Genomic DNA, 18032 nt, shown 5'->3' on the forward strand with positions numbered 1-18032 from the left:
TCCTGCGCGGCACGCACCGGGAAGTGGATGCGGCCCGCAAGGCGGATTTCAGGGGGTGGCCAGGCGGTCGAGGGTTTGGATGATGTCGTCCTCGGTCGTGGTCGGGTTGATGGTGCACAGGCGCAGGACGCTGCGGCCGTGCACCGTGGTGGAGGTGACGGCCGCGTAGCCGCTCGCGGCGAGGGAGGCCGCGCGCGTGGCGTGCGCGCCGTCCCCGCCGTGGGTGAGTGCGAAGGTGACCACTCCCAGCTGGGCCGGGGTGACGACCTCCCACCGCGGGTCGGCGCGCAGCCGGCTCTCGGTGAACTCGGCGAGCGCGATGCCCTGCGAGATCGCTGCCCTGATGCCCGCCGCGCCGTACACCCTGAAGGTCAGCCACAGCTTGAGGGCACGGGAGCGGCGGCTGAGTTCCAGCGACCGGTCACGGAGGTTGACCTCGCCGCCGGCCGCGGAGGTGTTGAGGTATTCGGCGTTGATGGTGAACGCTCGCTCCAGCGCCCCCGGGCGCCTGACGAGAACGCAGCCCACGTCGTACGGCTGGAACAGCCACTTGTGGGGGTCGATGACGAGGGAGTCGGCGCGTTCCATGCCCGCCAGGGCGGCTGCGCCGGTGGCACTCAGGGCGGCGGGAGCACCGTAGGCGCCGTCGATGTGGAACCACAGGCCCTCGGCCCGGCAGAGGTCGGCGATCTCCGGCAGCGGGTCGACGGTCCCGGTGTTGGTCGTGCCGGCGGTCGCGACCACCATCAGGGGCCGGCGGCCGGCGGCACGGTCGGCGGCCACCGCCGCCGCCAGTTCCCCGACCGGCATCCGCAGCTGCTCGTCGCTGCGCAGAACCCGTACGTGGTCGGGCGGGAACCCGAGGGCCCGCAGGTCCCGCGCGATGGAGGAGTGGGTCTGGTCGGTGAGATAGGCGACTCCGTCGCCGAGTTCCGCCCGGGCCGTCGCGAAGGCGGTGAGGTTGGCGAGCGATCCGCCGCTGACGAGGATGCCGTCGGTACCCTCGGGCATGCCCAGCAGCTCCCGGAGCCAGTCGACGACGACCAGTTCCACGGTCGTGGGGCCCGACCCGCCGCCCCAGGACGTCGCGATCGCGTTGTGGCCGGTGCCCAGCCACTCCCCGAGCACGGCCGCGAAGGACGAGGGCCCGGGCACCCGGGCGAAGTACCGCGGATGGTCACCGTGCTGCATGTTGGCGAGCGCCGTGTCCACGAGGGTCCTGATCGCCCGGTCGGCGTCGCCCGGCACCTCAGGCACCGGACCGCCCAACACCGCCCGCAGTTCCTCCGGCGTGCCCTGCTGGATCGCCGGCCCGTCCGCCCGGGACTCGCAGTGGTCGACGACCAGGTCCACGACGAGATGACCGAGCCGTCGCATCTCCTTCGGCGTCATCCCCAGCGCGTCGGCCGGCCGACCCGGGCCCGATCCATGATCCTTCTCCACGCGAACCTCCGGGCAGCCGGGCGACGGGGCACCCGCACGGTACCGCGTGGCTCTACCCTGCCCATCCGCTCCACGGGCATCCCCCAGCAGAGTCAGGCAGTGGAGCGGCACGTCCGGGGCCAGCACCGGTCCACGCCCAGACCGGTCTGTGGAACCAGGCCGGCACTTCGCTGGGATCGGAATCAGCGGGTTCTCTACCTGCTCCCCGGCGCGTCCTCTCCCGCCCGCCGACCGTCCGCCAGGCCCTCGGCTGCGCGGCCTATGCGGATCACCGCGTACCGCTCGCCCTCCCCCGGCGGCCGCGTCCATGAACGGGTGGTCAAGGTGTGCAGCCGTCCATTCACGATGGCATGACGTGGCAGAGACGCACGGAACTCACCGGCCACCGCTTCCAGTAGCGACCGTTCCACCTCGGCCCCGTCCTCCAGGGTGCCGAAGAACCGGCTCGGATCCAGTGCCCTCGGTATTTCCCCGCTCTGTTGGATCTCTCCGTCCGCGTACGTGAATGCGTACTCCTCCGCACCGTCTCGCGCCACCGAAAGGTGGAAGAACGGGTCACCATGCCAGGGCCTCAGGCCGCTCCACACCACCACCGCACGGGTGCCCGCGCCGGCGGCCGCGGCCGGGGAGACGAACCGTCGCTGGTCGAACGGGGCAGGATCGCCGTCGAAGGCGAAGCTCCAATCGGTGCCGGCCCGACCGACCGCCATCAGAGCCCTGTCGTCGTAGGACGAGAACTCAGTCCGGCCGTGCAATGACCTTTGGCGCGCCTCCCCGAGGGTCATGGGTTCGTTCAGCTCCATGCCGTCCCCGTCCGTGAGGCATCCGGGCAACTCCTCCGGCTCCACGCCCTCCACCAGGACGAACCGGTAGGACGTACGGTTGTTGCCCGGGTCCGGTTCCGCGAGCCACGCCAGGTCGGTGGGGTCGAGTGCGGCCGTCGGCGTCGGTGCCTGGCCCGCCTGCCCGCCCCGAGGCGTGGACAGCAGCTCCCGGCCCCGCTCCGGAGTCAGTAGCGGCCCGAGCACGGGGTCGGCCACCCACCCCAGCGGCGCCAGATGATACGGTCCCAGCGGTTCCCACAGGGGCAGAGCGTTCATCAGTGTCCGCCAAGCCTCGTCGGTGTCTCCCCACCGTGCCAGCTCCCACGCCCGCTCGACCGCTTCCCCGAACGGTCCGGCCGCCGTGTACCGGTAGGTGTGGTTCCTCACCTGGTTCAGCGTCGCGTAGGCCGAGGACACCAGGTCGTCGTCGGCGCCCCGCAGAGGGAACGTCAGTGTCGAGTCGGCCCGGTACGAGTGCGCCGCGTGCTCGGCGACCAGCGGGGGCAGCAGCTCGGGAGCGTACTGCGGGTCCGTCACCAGGCCGTCGTAGTCCACCATGTACCTCTCTCCGAGCAGGCGGCGTATCTGGTCGCCGAGCCCGGCGGCCCGCGGTCTGCTGTACGCCTTGGCCTCGTCCAGCATCTTCACGGCCGCTTCCCAGCCACCGCGCAGCGCCTCCAGCCGGGCCTCCTCCACCAAGGCGTCCAACGTGCGCGTCGTGTCGCTGGCGAACAGCGGCTCCCCGTCCCGGCGGTGCACCAGCAGGCTGTGGAACTCCCGGTACATGTCCCGCAGGAACTCGAGGAAGTTCGCGTGCCGCGCGGGCGGCTCGGCCCGCCAGCTCGCCCACGTGTACACGGCCCACTCACCGTTCTCGTCCACGTCCTCGGGATCCATGAGGACGTAGGCGATGTCGGACTCGACATCGAGCTGCAGTCCGCGCCGCCAGATGTCCGCCTCCTGCCGTTCCTCGGGGCCGGCGTCCTCGTCCAGATACTCCTCGAACAGGACCGCGAGTCCCGACTCATCGTTGTGCCAGCGCGCGGCCTCGGTGCCCGCCAGCAACGACACGGACCCGCCCGCATGCCGCAACCCGTCGCTGACCTTGAGGAACTCCCGGTACGACGGGGGCATCCGCCGGCCAAGGCACTCCTCCATGGCTGCGATCCGCTCCTCGGACGCGGCCGGGAACCCCAGCCAGCGCGCTTGCCGCGCGCTTTCGTCGCCTTCGTCCTGCGTCTCGCCGTCGGGCAGGGAATCCGCCCACTCCCCGCTCCACCTGAGCAGGAAGGCCCGCCAGTCGAATGCCGTGGTGTCCGTCATGCGCCCGATGCTGCCACCCGCCACTGACAGTGCTCCGCTGCTTGTTGTGGACAACCGGCCGGGACGTCAGCAGGCGGCGGCCAACGCTGATCGCACGCCGTGGCGCTACTGACCGGCGCAGCAGGGGTGCTGTTCAACACCGCCTATCCGCCGTTCTTCGCCCACCTGGTGCCCCGCTCGTCCTACCTCGACGCGAACAGCAAGCTCAGTGCGAGCCGTTCCGCGTCATACGTCGCCGGCCCGGCGATCGGTGGCGCTCTGGTCCAGGCGCTCACCGCTCCCGTCGCCGTCGTCGTCGACGCCCTGACGTTCCTGGCGTCCGCGATTCTGGTCGGTCGGGGTTCCACCGACGAACCGGCGGCCGCCCCTGACCGAGCGACACCCCCGCTGCTACGGCGTGCCAGGGAGGGGCTGGTATTCGTTGTCCGTCACCCAGTACTCCGGGCAAGCCTCGGGTGCGCGGCGACCGTCAACTTCTTCACCTTTGTCGCGGGCAGCGGACTGATCGTGCTGTTCGCCAACCGGAACCTCGGACTGACCGCGGGAGTCATCGGCATGGCGTTCGGGATCGGCGCCACCGGCTCGCTCCTGGGCGCGGTGATCGCCCCGAAGGTCGCGCGAAGGCTCGGCGTGGGGCGCAGCATCGTCGTGGGCGCTGTGTTGTTCCCGGCGCCGATCGCCATCGCCGCTGCCGCGGGCGGCCCCCTCTGGTCCCGCGCCGGAGCCTTGGCCCTGACCGAGTTCCTCTCCGGCGTCGGCGTCATGCTCTTCGACGTCAACCTCAACTCGCTTCAGGCGACCGTGATCCCCGATGGCATGCGCAGTCGCGTGGCCGGCGCGTACAGCACGATCAATTACGGGTTGCGTCCTGTGGGCGCCGTCCTCGGTGGCCTCCTCGCTACGCTCATCGGCCTCCGGGCGACCCTCCTCATCGGTGCCGTCGGCGGAGCGCTGTCGCTGTTGTGGCTGCTGCCCTCGCCGATACCCTGCATCCGCTCCCTGGCTGCCGACAATCCGGTACCTCCGGACAGCGACACGGATGCGGACGCGCGACCCTTGCCTGCCTGACCCGCCGCGGATCGCCTGTGCTACCGGGAATCCATGGCCCCTTCTCGATGATCGGCTGAGCAATCGCTTGGCCAGTCCCCGGAGGAGAGATCATCATGTGGGGATGTCTGAGAACCAATTCTCTGGAGAACCGGCTGTAGTGCGGCTCCCTCGGTACACGAGGACCGAGCAGGACGAGATCCTCGGCGCCGGCGATGATCCCTTCGGTGTTGCCGCGACCGGTTTGACCTGGCTGCCCAAGGAAGAACACTTCGGCATCAGACACCGCGACCGGCTGGTGGCACACGCCGGCTTGCTACGGCTGCCGGTTGCGATCGGCGACACGAAGACAGAGGTGGTGGGCGTCGGCGGGGTGGCCGTAGCACCCCACATGCAAGGCCAGGGGCTCGCCCGGCTCGTGCTCGCAGCGGCACTCGACCACGCACGCACGATGGGTCCACAGCACGCTCTCCTGTTCTGCCGGCCCCCTCTCATGCCGCTGTACCAGCGCCTGGGATGGCACCCGCTCGACAGGGACGTCCTTGTCGAACAACCCGACACCCGCTTGGTGACCATGCCACTGCGGACCATGGTGATCGCCCTGCGCGACAACGCGTACTGGCCTCCGGAGCCAGTGCGGCTGTTCTCCCTCCCGATGTGACGGGCCCCGGCCGCACCGGTTGTCGGCTACGCGGCGGCACCCAGCGAAGGGAACAGGGTCTGCGCCCTTGACCTGGGTCGACCGCTCCGCGCCGATGGCACGGTACTGCTCGCGTCGGTCACTTCCGCTCCAGCGCGGCCAGCCGCAGCTCAAGTTGGTCAACCCGGTGTCGTAGCAGGGCGACCTGTGCTTCCAGGCTGACCTCCCGTTCCGCCCTGCGCTGAATGCGCGGTGACGCGGCGGCGCGCTCGATCACCGCGTCCAACTGGACCAGGCGCTGTGGCCCGTTCGGGCCGTCCGCCAACCGGGACTGGATCTCGCCGTTGCGGTACCAGGACCGCAGGGCCGAGCGGGAAACGCCGGTCTCAGCCTCCGCCTTGCCCAGCGTGACCCAGGGTGTCTCATCCAGATGCTCGAACAGCTCGAGCTCGTTTTGCCAGCGCGCGAGCCGGTCCTCCCAGTCCGACGGTGACTCCATCACACCCTCCCTTCAACACAGTTACCCTGTCAATAGCAGTGTATTGACAGGGTTGAGACCATGGAACCATGCCATTTGAAAGGTTCACTCCGGAAGCCCGCAAGGTGGTCGTCACGGCTCAGGAGGAGGCGAGGCTGCTCAGGCACAACCACATCGGCACGGAGCACATCCTGTTGGGGCTGCTCGACGCGCCCGACAGCACGGCGGCGAAAGTCCTGCACCGGCTCGGATACAACAAGCAGACGGCGCAGGCCGATATCGCCGCGGTGGTCAAGCCCGGCACGCAGGAGCTGAGCGGCCATATCCCCTTCGCTCCGCAAGCGAAGAAGACACTCGAACTCGCCCTCCGCGAGGCGCAGCAGCTGCACCACACCAACATCGGGACGGAACACATCCTCCTTGCCCTGGTCAGCGAAGGTGAGGGCGTCGGCGCGAAAATCCTTGCCGAGCGGATCAATCCGATCAGCAAGATCCGTGCCGCCGTGCTGGCGTCGTCGGAGGGATCGCAGGACGTCACGGCCGGCCCCTGGCCTGCCGGCACATCTGCCACCGAGGACACCCTGTCCGCCGCCGGCGCGCTGGCCGGTGGCGCACCGGTCGGCAGCCATCACCTGTTGGAGGCGATGCTGCGCGCGGAGAACAGCATGGCGGCCAAGGTGCTGCGCGAACTCGGAGTCGACCCGAAGGCGGTCGCCGCCAAGATCGACGCACTGGATCCGGAGACGACCACGGACGCGAACCCGGAGGAAGCCGCCGCGCGCACGATGGAGATCCGGCTGGTCGACGATGAGGTGCACGTGATCCTGCGGGACCCGACAACCGTCACGCTCGCCAAGAAGGTCACCGAGCTGGCCAACGGCCCGATCCAGGGCGTCGGGCCGGTGGCCGGCATGTTCGTCCCGCTCTGGCGGTCGGCCAACCAACTGCTGCTGCAGGTCCAACGTGTGCTGGAACCGGAACCCGAAGAGGACGGATCCGCCGCGGGCAACGTGGCCAAGGTCGTACGCGCGGTCCTCGCACCCCGGCTCCGCCGGTGAGCCGGCCGATCAGCGGGCGAGAACCTGTCGTCGGGACGAGCAAGGACAGCCCGGGGTGCGGTGATTCGGAGGCCCCCATGACCATCAGCAGCGTTGGCGCCGGCTTGGGCGGCCTGGCCCTTGCTCGTGTGCTGCACATGAACGGCATCGACGCCGTGGTGTACGAACGGGAATCGTCGCGTGGCGCGCGCGGTCAGGGTGGCATGCTTGATCTGCACTCCGGGACCGGGCAGCGGGCGTTGCGCGAGGCCGGCCTGCTCGACCGGTTCCACGCGATTGCCCGTCGTGAAGGCCAGGACCTGCAACTTCTCGAGCCGGACGGCACCCTGCTGCTGCAGGAGCACACGCCCGACGACGCCCCGCTCGAACGCACCAGCGCCGCCGGCCGGCAGTCCGCGCACATCCAGGAAGTCCTGGAGTCGCCGGACGCCGGCCAGAAAATGCTCGCATTCTTCCAACCTGGCTGAAGACAGCCGATCCGACCAGGCAACCGGCCGCCCAGCAAGCCAGCGCAATCACCTGGGGCCACACGGCCGGCGACCACCGACGCAGAAAGCGCACGACATGACCACAGTTCTGATCACCGGCGGCACCTACGGCATCGGGGCGGGATTCGCCCGGCGATTTGCCGCTGACGGGCACGACCTCGTACTGGTCGCCCGCGGCAACGAGCGCCTGGACGCCGTCGCCGCCGACCTCCACACCCGCTACGGCGTGTGCGTCGACACCATCGAGGCCGACCTGACCACCGTGGAAGGTTGCGCCCGGGTCGAGGACCGACTGCGGAACAGCACCATCGACATCCTGGTGAACAACGCCGGCCACGCACTCCCGGCACCGTACCCGCGCAGCCCGCTCGCGGACGAAGAGCGGATGATCGACCTCCTGATCCGAGTCCCGCTTCGGCTCACCCAGGCTGCGATCCCCGGGATGGCCGAACGCCGCCACGGCGTGATCCTCAACATCGCATCCGTTGCTGGTCTCCTGCCCACCGGCACTTACGGAGCGGCCAAAGCCTGGTTGATCCGTTTCAGTGAATCCCTCCGCTTCGACTTCAAGGACCAAGGCATACGCGTCCTCGCAGTCGTTCCCGGGTTCACCCGGACCCCGGGCGCGGCGGGCATTCCGGTCGCCGACTGGCTCTGGCTCGAGGTGGACCAAGTAGTGGAAGAAGCGATGAAGGACCTGCGGCGGGGCGCGCCCGTCAGCATCGCCGGTTGGCACTTCAAGTTGTACGACCAGGCAGTCCGGCATCTGCCGCGCCGGATTGTCGCGGCCATGGCCCGCTCGCGTAAACCGCGTACATAGCCGCCGGCTCTGCATGGCAGGAGGAGATTCTCTGACGGATCAGCAGGACGAGGAGGAGGCGCTGTGACCGTCGATGCCTGGCGCGGAGGGGTCTACCGCTGGAAGACTCCGGAGGCCGCCTGACGGCAGAGCTCAACATGTCCACCGACGAGCTCGCCGGGATCGGAAAGGAGACCGACCAGCACCCCGTCGCCCCCGAATGCCGCAAAGGCCACCGTCAGCTGAATCACCTCAGGGCCCTGCCTGCGGGACCCTGAGACAAACCCGGAAGCTTCCTGGACGTGCGCAGCAGTAGTCGATGGAGCACCGTTGAGGTGGAGGTACGCCATGAAGCACTACGAGACGCGGATCTTGCTGTACTGGACCGAGGGCCAGTTGGCCCGAGGCTGGACCGACAGCGATCACGACTCGGACGATCCGATGGGGCTCGCCGAAGAGGCCAAGGCACGCATGCTGAGGATGCGGGCGGCCGGCCAGATGCCCACGCAGGCCGAGGGCTTGACGTGGACAGAGGTGGAGCACGGCGCCGTGCAGGTGTACGGATACGGAATGGGACATCACGAGACCCCCGTGGCCGAGGTGGGCCTGTTCTGAACTACATGGCCTCTCCTTAGGCGGTAGCGCGCGCTCTGCGAGGTTCTGTCCGCTCTTCCGTAGTGGCTACGGCAGTCTGCGCGACGAAGCACGGCTGTTGGCGCCGGTCGACACCCAGGTGGCCACGTGGATCCGCGCTGTCGCGCCCGGACTCAACCGGACGGTGTGACCGGTGACCACACGCCGAACAACTGCTCGGCACCCCATTCCTCGAACCGTTCCACCGCGGTGAACCCCAGCTTCGCCGCGAGGCGCATCGAGCGCGCGTTGGCGGTCTGGGTGGTGAGCACCACCGGCTCGCCGGGAAGCGCGTCGGCGAACCAGCCGAGTGCCGCTGCGCATGCCTCGGCGGCATACCCATACCCCCACGCCTCGGGCAGGAACATGTAGCCCAGCTCGGCCTCGCCGCCCTCCGGACGGACGTGACCCGGACGCTCCGCGTCACGCCGATCGAGCAGCTGGATGTAGCCGATCATCGCCCCGCCGAGCTCGACCACGAAGAAGCCGGGGCGCCGCCCGGGCACTTCGGGCACGGTGCGCTCGAGCTCATCACGCGGCCGAGCGCCGCCGACATACGTGCCGACCTCCGGCGAGGCGGACAGCTCGATGCACGCCGCACGGTCCCGCGCCTCGGACGCACGGAGCACGAGGCGCTCGGTCTCGATCGGGGCAGGTGGCCAAGCGACGTGTCCGGGCTCAGTCATGGCGGCAATCTATCGCGCGCCCGCATGCGGGAGCCCCAGTACCGGCCCACGAGGCGGCCGACCTACCGTCTTCGACAAGCAGACCCGCACGCTTTAGTAGGGCACCGTGCCGCACCAGGTCTGCGCCCAGGCGGAGGCGCCGTACTGGTTGGCCGCGCGTACCGCGACGCAGATCTCGTCACCGGAGAACGGGCCGTTGATCACATACTTGGTGCCGCTGGTGGACAAGACGCTGTCGACGTTCTTCGTGGTGAAGTTGCTGCCCTTGTTGGTGTAGTGGATGTCGTACCGGGTCGCTCGGGAGATCGCCGACCAGGACACCGTGAGCGGCATGTTGCACGCGCCGACGCAGGAATTGTTGTACGCGACGTTGTAGCCCGTCATGGCGGGCGGCCGGGAACCGGCGGGCGTGGTGGCGGGCTTGGTGGCCGGCGAGGTCGCGGGCGGCCTGGGGGGCGAGCCGACGGTACTGGACGGACCTCCGCCGCCCGGGCCCGAAGGGCCGGACCCACCTCCGGACCCGCTGCCGCCGGCGGTTGGACTGCTGTTGCCGCCACCCCCCGGCGGCGCCGAACTCCCAGCGCCCCCCTGGGCGTTCTGCCCACCCGTGACGCCCTGTGCTGTGGCGGGCGAACCGCCTCCTGTGCCGGGTGCGTTACTGCCCGCAGGAGCAGCACTCACGCTGCCGGACGGCGGCTTGGCCTCCGCTCCGGCCCCGCGGCCGCTGTCGTAGGTATGGAGCAGCGCGGCCGTGCCGCCACCGACGGTGATAACGGCGACGATGGGCAGCACGATGAGCGTGCTCCGCCGACGGGGCCGCCGTTCGCGCTCCCCCGTTGTGGCGCCCCCTGGGGCCGGCATGACGTCGGGGGTCCCGCTCTGCGGCCGCAGCCCGACGGTCGCCCGGTCCACCGGCTCCTCCCGAAGCGGCGCCGCCTCGGCGTCGAGCAGCCGTGCCGACTGCTGCGCGAGATGCGCGACCACCGCGGCAGGCAACCACGTGCCGAGCGTGATGAGGGGACGCGTCCGCTCGGGAGCGTCCAGCAGCTCGTCGACGCTGGGCCGTTGGGCGGGGTCCTTGATCAGACACAGGGCGATGAACGCCCGCAGCGAGGCGTCCTCGACGCCCGTCAGATCGGGCTCGCCCTCGACTATCTGGAACATCACGGCGTGCTGGTTGCTGGCCCCCTGACCGAACGGCAGCTTCCCCGTGGCCGCATACATCAGCACACACCCGAGGGTGAACACATCGCTCTTCACCCCGGCGCGCTGCCCGCGCACCTGCTCCGGCGACATGAACCCGGGAGAGCCGACGACCATCCCCGTACTGGTCAGCAAGGAGTCGACGGACGTTTCGAGCGCCCGGGCGATTCCGAAGTCGATCACCTTCGCGCCGTCCACGGTGAGCATCACGTTGGACGGCTTCAGGTCGCGGTGCACGATCCCGGCTTCGTGAATGTCCTTGAGTGCCTTCAGCAGCCCGAAGGTGAGGGCGTGCAGGGACGCGGCCGGCAACGGCCCGTGCCGCCGTACGACTTGTTCGAGCGAGAGCCCGGGAACGTACCCGGTGGCGACCCACGGCGGATTGTCGTCCGGATCCGCGTCGAGCACCGGCGCCGTGTACTGCTCCCCGACCCGCCGCGCCGCGTCGATCTCCCGCCGGAACCGCGCCCTGAACTGCTCGTCGGACACGTGCTCTTCGTGCACGACCTTCACCGCGACGGTCCGCCCGCTGTCCGACCGTGCGAGGAACACCCGCCCCATGCCACCGGCACCGAGCCGCCCGAGCAGCAGATACGGACCGATCCGCGCGGGGTCGCTCACCGCGAGCGGTTTGATGCCCCCGTCGAGGTAATCGTCCCGCTCGTCGTGTCCGTCCCCGTTCGCACTGCTCATGATGGCGTGACTCCCCCGGATCTTCTCGCCTGGTCATCGGCGTAACTCACCTGAGAATAGACACTGTTGATGTACCCGGTGAAGAAGGGGACGCGCGGGACGGCCGGGACGGTTCTCCGCACGGCTCCCGGACGGTCGGCCGGAGGGCCAAGAACATCAGCAGCAGGCGCAGCGGTGGGGCATTAGCTCTCCTCAGCGGTGTTCCCCGCGAGCGCGGTGACCGGAAGAGTTCATCGGGATGCTGCTCGCAGTTGAGTGAGTCCTATGCGTGGTCAGCACGCTCGAGAAGTCGCTCGAAGCACAGAGAACTCTCCGTTCCTGCATAGGCACCGAAGTTCGGGATCCGTTCGTAGCCGGCGCGCGTGTAGAAGCGGACCGCATCGGGCTGGGCATCGCCGGTCTCCAGCCGAAGGCTCGTCCAGCCTCGCTCACGCGCCCAGTCCTCCAGCGCGCGGAGGATCCGCAACGCGATACCTGAGCCGCGCCAGGCCGGGGCAACATACATGCGCTTCACCTCACCTACCCCGTCCCCGAGATGGCGAAGTCCCCCGCACCCGACAGCGGTGCCGTCGTCGTCGCGAGCCACGAAGAACGACGCGATGTCCGCTTCCGACGGCGCCGCACCAGGTTCGCTGTCCGGGGTTCCGTAGCGCACGGCGATCTCCGCTCGCTGCCGGACGCGAAGGGAGGTGGCGTCCGGGTCCGCCCACGGGACCTGTTCGATCTTCATGTCACGGATTCTGACAAACATCGATTTCCGGCAGGTAAACCCATCCGCTCTTGTCGCAGGCCATGAACGGCACCCACCGCGCACTCGCCCAATCCAGCGATAGCACCGCACCTGTTGCGCACGCTACGGTCATTCCGCAGCCGCCGAGCTGAACCGTCCCGTTCACAACACGCGGCTGTGATCTGGCCTGCCGGTGCTGCGGCGCCGTGCTGGGACAATCGCGAACGTGACCGATGAGAGAGCCGTCCCGGACGCCGCGGACGCCGTTCGACCGCTGGAACTCTTCTTCGACCTGGTCTTCGTCTTCACCATCACCCAGGTCGCCTCCATCCTCGCCGCCGAACCCACGCTCCTCAGTCTGAGACGCGTGGCCGTGCTCCTGGTGATCATCTGGTGGATGTACTCCGGCTACGCCTGGCTGACCAACGCGCTCGATCTGGACCGCACCGGCCCCCGCCTGCTCCTCCTGACCGGGACGGCGGGGTTCTTCCTGATGTCGATGGTCGTACCGAAAGCCGCCGGAACGGGGCCCTGGGCGCTGATCTTCGGCGCAAGCTACCTCGTGGTCGTCACCGTCCACCTGGTCGGATTCATCGGCACCTCAGGGCACCGCGGCATCCTCCGCGTCGGACCACTGAACCTGGCCAGCGCCCTGGTGGTGCTGGCCGCCGGGTTCGTGCCGCCGCACGCACGGTTGTGGCTCTGGACGCTGGCAGCCGCGATGGAGGTGATGACACCCCTGGTCACCGGGGTCGGCAAGTTCGCAGTCGGTGCCGGGCACTTCGTGGAGCGCCATGGACTCGCGGTGATCATCGTCCTCGGCGAGTCGATCGCCGAGGTCGGCGCGGCGACATCGCGAGAGACCAACGTGACCACCTCCATCGTCGGTGCCCTCCTGGCGCTGGTACTGAGCGCGGAGATGTGGTGGCTCTACTTCGACCGCGAGGAACGAGAGAGCGAAGCACGGCTGGAACGCGTCCCGGCGGATCGCCGGCCGCGCGTCGCCGTCTACTCCTTCGGGTACGCCTACTACCTGATCATCCTCGGCATCGCGGTCGCGGCGGTCGGAATGGAGAAGGCCATCGACGAGTTCCGCCACTCCTCCCACCACCTCGCGGCCTTGCTCCTACCGCTCGGGATCTGCCTCTACCTGGTCGGACTCGCCTGCTTCCACCGCACGCTGGCGGCCAACTGGTCCCGACCCCGACTCACAGCAGCGCTCGCCGTCGCGGCACTCGTCGCCCCCGCCGCACGCTGGAACAGCGGCGCCGTCGCGCTCGCGACAGCCGCCCTGGTGCTGCTCGCACTCATCGTCTGGGAGAGCGGGCAGTTCCGGCAGAACTGGGGTGGAAGGGGAGCCGGCATGGGGGCGCTGAGCGTCAAACCACGGACGCCCAAACGGCAGGATTGACGAGCGAAGCGTAGAGATCTTGTCGGGTGGGAAGGGAACCGCCGGGAGTGGAGTATCCCTTGCACTGCATCGTCGTCAACACGGCAGCGTTCAGAGGCTGCCCGGCGGTGCAGGTCGGCCCTCCGTCGGCGGGAGAGAGCCCCATGGCTCTGTCATGGCCTCGGAGGCTCTCATGCTTCGCTTCCTGCTCGCCGCCGCCTTGGGCGGCTGGCTCCTGATCGTCCTTCTGCTGTTCGGGGTCGTCATCGCTCCGGCGGTGTGGTCGAAGTTTCCCGCCCGTCGCCGGCAAGCGCTGCGGGTCATGCAGGAACTGCGGCACTGGCTTCCCTGCCTGCTCCCCAACCTGCCCGGCTGGCTTCGGCGCCGATGAATACCCAGCTCGTCACGCTTGGCAACCATCCGAACCGCGCGGGCAGCGCCCGAGCGCGCGCCCTGCCGCAGTCGGGACGGACCTCGCGACCGGCGCTCCCAGCCTCGGCGCCGTGTGGACGGGGCCGTGATGTCTGACGCGACCGAGGCGCCGCTGCGGGCGTACCGGCTGCCCGTGTTCCCGACCGCCGTCTACTGGAACGGCTGGGCGGTGGACCGCCTCAAGGAGCTCCTCGGCGACGACCTCGAAGCCCGGCTGATCTGGTCCGAGGACCCCACCCTCACTTCGCACCCCAACCCCTGGGGAGTTCTCTGAGGGCGTTTCCGGCCCGGGGCGTTGCGGTCGCCGCGCATGCAGAGCCAGCGAATTACCGGCTCCCGGCCCAACGCTGGAGCACCCGTAGGGTCTGAGCCATATTCTCGGCCACCGCGTGCTCCCGCCATGGAATCCGGAAGCAGAATGCGGCAGCTCAGATGGATGGACGGGGGATATTGGGCACTTGCTGATCTATCTGAGCTGACGGCGGATGTCTTGACGCACCTGAACCGACCGGGGATGTTGAGTCCCGCCCGGCCGCCGGCCGGGGCAGCCATCAAGCCGGGAGGTTCACCATGAAGTCGACCACCGCTCTCAAGGCCACCAAGAAGATCACCGTCCGCCGCACCGGCGACATCCGCCTGACGTCGGCCGCTTGTCAGTGCCCGTACAGCGCCAACGCGTAACGGTAGCGCGGTACATCCAGCCCGGGCGCGCCGGATCACCGGTGCGCCCGGGTACGCCGGGTGCCGGCCGATACTGGGGAGCGATGTGAGCGGATCCACCCTTGCGGTCTACGAGTTGAGCTATGTCCCGGAGGGTGACGGGGTCGTCGTCGGTCGGCTGGACACCGGCACCTACGCGGTCTTCCCCGCCGACGGCGCCGAGTTGCTCCGGCAGCTCTCCGAGGGCCTGCCACTGGACGAGGCCGCCGAGTGGTACGAGCGGACGTTCGACGAGCCGGTCGACGTCGAGGACTTCGTGGCCACGCTCAACGACCTGGGCTTCGTCCGCGACGACGCCGCAGAACCGGAAGAGCCCGCCACCGAAGTCCGCTTCCGCCGGCTGGGCCGCGCCGCCTTCTCGCCGGTGGCCTGGCTCTGCTACCTGGCCGTCGTGGCCGGCTGGCTGGTGGCCGTCGCTCAGCACGGCGAACTGCGGCCCGCCCCCTCGCAGATCTTCTTCGTCAAATCGCTGCTGACCGTCCAACTCGTCATCACCTTCGGGCAGATCCCGCTGCTGCTCGCCCACGAGGGCTTCCACATTCTCGCCGGACGGCGCCTGGGCCTGCCGACCAAACTGCGACTGAGCAACCGGCTCACCTACATCGTGGCCGAGACGCAGACCAACGGTCTGATGAGCGTGCAACGCCGCAAGCGCTACCTGCCGTTCCTGGCCGGGATGGTCTGCGACGCCGTGGTGCTGGGAGTGCTCGGGCTGATCGCGGCGGCGGGCCGGCACGCCGACGGCAGCTTCCCGCTGACCGGCCGGGTCTGCCTGGCGCTGGCGTTCACCGTGGTGATGCGGATCGGCTGGCAGTTCCAGCTCTATCTGCGCACCGACCTCTACTATGTCTTCGCCACCGCGCTGCGCTGCTACGACCTGCACGATGCGGCCAAGGCGCTGCTGAAGAACCGGATCTGGCGCCTGCTGCGCCGCCCGGAGCGGCAGGCCGACGAGGAGCAGTGGACCGAACAGGACCGCCGGGTCGGCACCTTCTACGGACCGTTCATCCTGCTCGGCTTCTGCGTGCTGGCCACCATCACCGTCTTCGCCAGTATCCCGGTCACCGTCAGCTACTTCCGCATCGCCGCCCAAGGCATCGGCTCCGGGCACGTCGATCCGCACTTCTGGGACTCCCTGCTGTCGCTGGGCATGAACGTGGCCCAGGTCGTCGCGCTGATCGTGCTCTCCCGGCGCAAGCGCCGCGCCTCGTACGGGGCCGCCTCGGCGCCGTCGTCCCGCTCCTTGTCCACGACCTCCCCGAGCGAAGGGTGAACTGACATGGCCGGTCATCGCAGGATCATGGGCGGCAGCCCGGCGGCGCGGCCCGGGTACCCCGGCACCGGGGAGCACGCCGTCGTGGCCCGCTGCCACCGGCGGCTGCGCGGCCCCTACACCGGAGTGGACACCGTACTGCAGGCTGTGCTGCCCGAGGCGGTCCGCCGGTGGCCCGAACTGGTCGAGCACCACCGGGTGGAACTGCTCTACGGCATACCCGAATTGGCAGAGCTGATCGGGCCGGCCCCGCGCACTCTGGCGAACGAGTCCTCCATCAAGGAGCGCACCCGGTTCTTCGGCGCCGGGATGATCCGCTGCATGAGCCAGGGCATCGTCACCTTCCTGCTCGAGTACGCCCGCCGGATGCAGTCCTGCGGCGAGCCGGCCCCCTGCCTGGTCTTCGACGAGGTGGCGGAGGCGGAGCCGACCACGCAGGAGTTCATCGCCCTGCTGGTACGCCGCGCCGACCCGCAGCATCTACAGGTGGTGGTCCGCGGAGCCGAGGGCGAGCTGCCGGACGAGCTGGCGCGGGTGCTGGACCGCTGCACCGAGCGGACCGACGCCGGGGCGCCGCCGCCCGAAACCGCAACCCCGCGTGGCGAAGCCGGGTCGGCCGCATGGGCCGAGGCTTACGTGTCCGGCGACGGCACGAGCGGCGACCCCGACGAGCTGCTCGCTTACCAGCAGACGGAGCCTGACCTGCGCGCGCGGCTGCACGACCGGCGCGCGCAGGAGCTGGAGGACGCGTCCCCGGGTTGGGGCGTCCGGGTCGGCGCCCTCGCCTACCACCGCGAGCACGGCAGCGATCCGTCGGGCGCCGGTCGGCTCGCCCTGCTGGCGGCCCAGCGCTACTGCGTCGAGGTCGGCTTCTCGGCGATGGTGGTGGACCTCGGCCTGCGCGGCCGGGCCGTCACGGACCCGGACGCCGAGCAGCACGACTTCTGGGACTTCACCCAGCAGGCGGCGCACGCCTGCGTCCCGCTCGACCGGCTGGACCAGTCGATGGAGCTCTACCTGGACCTGCTCCAGCGCTACCCGGACCCCAAGGTCCACATGATGACCAGCTACTCGATCGCGATGCTGCACACCCGCTTCCTCCGGCCGCGTGACCACGACCAGGCGCTGCGCTGGCAGAACAACGCCGCCGCCATCGCCGGCATCCTGCCCGACCCGGCCGAGCGGCTCACCTTCAGCGTCTTCCACGACAACGGCCTGGCGCTGGTGGAGATGCACCGGGGCAACCTGGGGCGCGCACTGGAACTCGTCGAGTCCTGCCTGGCCAGACTGGACGCGCAATTGACCGACGACGAGTGGCAGTTGCACCGCTCGCAGTTGCTGTACAACCGGGCCCGACTGCTGACGGCCACCGGCCGGCTGGACGAGGCGTTCGCCGACTACTCGACGCTGGTCGACCTCGACCCCTATTACACCGACTACCTCTCCGAGCGGGCCCGGATCCACCGCTCGCGCGGCGACTTCGCCGCCGCCCTGGCCGATTACGACCGCGCGGTACAGCTGGCTCCGCCGTTCCCCGAGCTCTTCTACAACCGCGGAACGGCGCGCGTCGAGAACGGCGACACCGACGGTGCGCTGGCGGACTTCGGCTACGTCCTGGAAATGGAGCCGGATGACGTCGACACCCGGCTCGCCCGGGCCGAACTGCTCCTGGACCTGGAGGAGTTCGACGCGGCGGAGACCGACATGGCAGCCGGCCTCCAACTGCGGCCCGCAGAACCGCGACTGCTGTGCATGCGCGGCACGATACTGCTGCAACGCGGTGCGCTCACCGAGGCGTTCGAAGCGCTCAACTCGGCCGTCGACCTCGACCCGGACTATCCCGCGGCCCTGCTCAACCGCGCCGTCGTCCACTACCAGCAGGACCGCTACCAAGCTGCCGTCCAGGACCTCACCGCCACGCTGGACCTGGTCGGCGACGACCCGGACGTGCTGCTCAACCGCGGCATCGCCTACCAGGCCGAGGGCCAACGGGACCTCGCACTGGCCGACTTCGACCGCGCGCTGACCCTGCCGGGCGCGGACGTCACGGAATTGAAGGAGCAGCGCGAGCACTGCCTGGCGTGAGGGTCGGTGGGCCTGAGCCGCGGAGGGACAGCGGGCGAACGGATGGTCGACGGCGACCGCATCCCAGACCCTGGGGCGCGAGGGCCA

General features: G+C 69.5%; 16 protein-coding genes and 1 pseudogene. 11 read left to right on the top strand and 6 right to left on the bottom strand.

All coding sequences use genetic code 11. The features are described from left to right. Positions 1–48 precede the first annotated feature (48 nt). Both O3W51_RS11770 and O3W51_RS11775 read right to left on the bottom strand, forming a co-directional pair. Positions 49–1443, bottom strand: a complete 1395-nt coding sequence (locus O3W51_RS11770) for a pyridoxal phosphate-dependent decarboxylase family protein (RefSeq protein ID WP_269285609.1) — start codon at positions 1441–1443, stop codon at positions 49–51. A 194-nt stretch (positions 1444–1637) separates the two neighbouring features. Then, positions 1638–3590, bottom strand: a complete 1953-nt coding sequence (locus tag O3W51_RS11775; protein WP_138351739.1) for an SMI1/KNR4 family protein — start codon at positions 3588–3590, stop codon at positions 1638–1640. A 99-nt stretch (positions 3591–3689) separates the two neighbouring features. Here O3W51_RS11775 and O3W51_RS11780 point away from each other — a divergent pair, with 99 nt between their 5' ends. Both O3W51_RS11780 and O3W51_RS11785 read left to right on the top strand, forming a co-directional pair. Next, positions 3690–4658: an MFS transporter gene (locus O3W51_RS11780; RefSeq protein ID WP_269285611.1), complete on the top strand. Its 969-nt coding sequence runs from the start codon at positions 3690–3692 to the stop codon at positions 4656–4658. A 103-nt stretch (positions 4659–4761) separates the two neighbouring features. Next, complete coding sequence (locus tag O3W51_RS11785) at positions 4762–5298, top strand: GNAT family N-acetyltransferase (RefSeq protein ID WP_138351740.1); 537 nt, start codon at positions 4762–4764, stop codon at positions 5296–5298. A 118-nt stretch (positions 5299–5416) separates the two neighbouring features. On the opposite strand, the gene O3W51_RS11790 is transcribed toward O3W51_RS11785, so the two are convergent. Beyond that, positions 5417–5776, bottom strand: coding sequence for an excisionase (locus O3W51_RS11790; RefSeq protein WP_138351741.1), 360 nt, complete (start codon positions 5774–5776; stop codon positions 5417–5419). 68 nt (positions 5777–5844) lie between these two features. Here O3W51_RS11790 and O3W51_RS11795 point away from each other — a divergent pair, with 68 nt between their 5' ends. From O3W51_RS11795 to O3W51_RS11810, 4 genes and pseudogenes are all read left to right on the top strand, one after another. Further along, complete coding sequence (locus O3W51_RS11795; RefSeq protein WP_138351742.1) at positions 5845–6813, top strand: Clp protease N-terminal domain-containing protein; 969 nt, start codon at positions 5845–5847, stop codon at positions 6811–6813. Positions 6814–6890: 77 nt separating this feature from the next. Beyond that, positions 6891–7184: pseudogene (locus O3W51_RS11800) on the top strand (FAD-dependent monooxygenase); the annotation flags it as partial. A gap of 193 nt (positions 7185–7377) precedes the next feature. Then, positions 7378–8121, top strand: a complete 744-nt coding sequence (locus O3W51_RS11805) for an SDR family NAD(P)-dependent oxidoreductase (protein ID WP_269285616.1) — start codon at positions 7378–7380, stop codon at positions 8119–8121. A 327-nt stretch (positions 8122–8448) separates the two neighbouring features. Continuing rightward, entirely contained in the window at positions 8449–8715 is a 267-nt protein-coding gene (locus O3W51_RS11810) for a hypothetical protein (RefSeq protein ID WP_138351744.1), read from the top strand. 152 nt (positions 8716–8867) lie between these two features. Here O3W51_RS11810 and O3W51_RS11815 read toward each other — a convergent pair whose 3' ends face one another. The 3 genes from O3W51_RS11815 to O3W51_RS11825 form a co-directional block, all read right to left on the bottom strand. Then, on the bottom strand, positions 8868–9419 hold the full coding sequence (locus tag O3W51_RS11815) for a GNAT family N-acetyltransferase (RefSeq protein WP_138351745.1): 552 nt from the start codon (positions 9417–9419) through the stop codon (positions 8868–8870). A 93-nt stretch (positions 9420–9512) separates the two neighbouring features. Further along, positions 9513–11315 (bottom strand): serine/threonine-protein kinase, encoded by a 1803-nt coding sequence (locus O3W51_RS11820; RefSeq protein WP_138351746.1) that lies wholly within the window; start codon positions 11313–11315, stop codon positions 9513–9515. A gap of 262 nt (positions 11316–11577) precedes the next feature. Beyond that, the gene (locus O3W51_RS11825) at positions 11578–12045 is read right to left on the bottom strand and encodes a GNAT family N-acetyltransferase (protein ID WP_269285619.1); all 468 of its coding nucleotides are present in this window, start codon (positions 12043–12045) and stop codon (positions 11578–11580) included. Positions 12046–12271: 226 nt separating this feature from the next. Here O3W51_RS11825 and O3W51_RS11830 point away from each other — a divergent pair, with 226 nt between their 5' ends. From O3W51_RS11830 to O3W51_RS11850, 5 genes are all read left to right on the top strand, one after another. Next, positions 12272–13456: a low temperature requirement protein A gene (locus O3W51_RS11830; RefSeq protein ID WP_187144689.1), complete on the top strand. Its 1185-nt coding sequence runs from the start codon at positions 12272–12274 to the stop codon at positions 13454–13456. Positions 13457–13628: 172 nt separating this feature from the next. Continuing rightward, a complete protein-coding gene (locus O3W51_RS11835; RefSeq protein WP_138351749.1) occupies positions 13629–13826 on the top strand; it encodes a hypothetical protein in 198 nt (65 codons plus the stop codon). A gap of 129 nt (positions 13827–13955) precedes the next feature. After that, the gene (locus O3W51_RS11840) at positions 13956–14141 is read left to right on the top strand and encodes a hypothetical protein (protein WP_138351750.1); all 186 of its coding nucleotides are present in this window, start codon (positions 13956–13958) and stop codon (positions 14139–14141) included. A 492-nt stretch (positions 14142–14633) separates the two neighbouring features. After that, a complete protein-coding gene (locus O3W51_RS11845; RefSeq protein WP_138351751.1) occupies positions 14634–15860 on the top strand; it encodes a hypothetical protein in 1227 nt (408 codons plus the stop codon). A gap of 6 nt (positions 15861–15866) precedes the next feature. Next, positions 15867–17945, top strand: a complete 2079-nt coding sequence (locus O3W51_RS11850) for a tetratricopeptide repeat protein (protein WP_138351752.1) — start codon at positions 15867–15869, stop codon at positions 17943–17945. Positions 17946–18032 lie beyond the last annotated feature (87 nt).

It is taken from the genome of Streptomyces sp. H39-C1, assembly GCF_027158125.1.
In the GTDB taxonomy this organism is placed as follows: Bacteria; Actinomycetota; Actinomycetes; order Streptomycetales; family Streptomycetaceae; genus Actinacidiphila; species Actinacidiphila fildesensis.

Coding starts and splice junctions, on each gene's coding strand:
- O3W51_RS11775 (WP_138351739.1), bottom strand. CDS start 3,590: ATGACGGACACCACGGCATTCGACTGGCGGGCCTTCCTGCTCAGGTGG.
- O3W51_RS11820 (WP_138351746.1), bottom strand. CDS start 11,315: ATGAGCAGTGCGAACGGGGACGGACACGACGAGCGGGACGATTACCTC.
- O3W51_RS11835 (WP_138351749.1), top strand. CDS start 13,629: ATGCTTCGCTTCCTGCTCGCCGCCGCCTTGGGCGGCTGGCTCCTGATC.
- O3W51_RS11825 (WP_269285619.1), bottom strand. CDS start 12,045: ATGAAGATCGAACAGGTCCCGTGGGCGGACCCGGACGCCACCTCCCTT.
- O3W51_RS11790 (WP_138351741.1), bottom strand. CDS start 5,776: ATGGAGTCACCGTCGGACTGGGAGGACCGGCTCGCGCGCTGGCAAAAC.
- O3W51_RS11840 (WP_138351750.1), top strand. CDS start 13,956: ATGTCTGACGCGACCGAGGCGCCGCTGCGGGCGTACCGGCTGCCCGTG.
- O3W51_RS11805 (WP_269285616.1), top strand. CDS start 7,378: ATGACCACAGTTCTGATCACCGGCGGCACCTACGGCATCGGGGCGGGA.
- O3W51_RS11810 (WP_138351744.1), top strand. CDS start 8,449: ATGAAGCACTACGAGACGCGGATCTTGCTGTACTGGACCGAGGGCCAG.
- O3W51_RS11785 (WP_138351740.1), top strand. CDS start 4,762: ATGTCTGAGAACCAATTCTCTGGAGAACCGGCTGTAGTGCGGCTCCCT.
- O3W51_RS11815 (WP_138351745.1), bottom strand. CDS start 9,419: ATGACTGAGCCCGGACACGTCGCTTGGCCACCTGCCCCGATCGAGACC.
- O3W51_RS11795 (WP_138351742.1), top strand. CDS start 5,845: ATGCCATTTGAAAGGTTCACTCCGGAAGCCCGCAAGGTGGTCGTCACG.
- O3W51_RS11850 (WP_138351752.1), top strand. CDS start 15,867: ATGGCCGGTCATCGCAGGATCATGGGCGGCAGCCCGGCGGCGCGGCCC.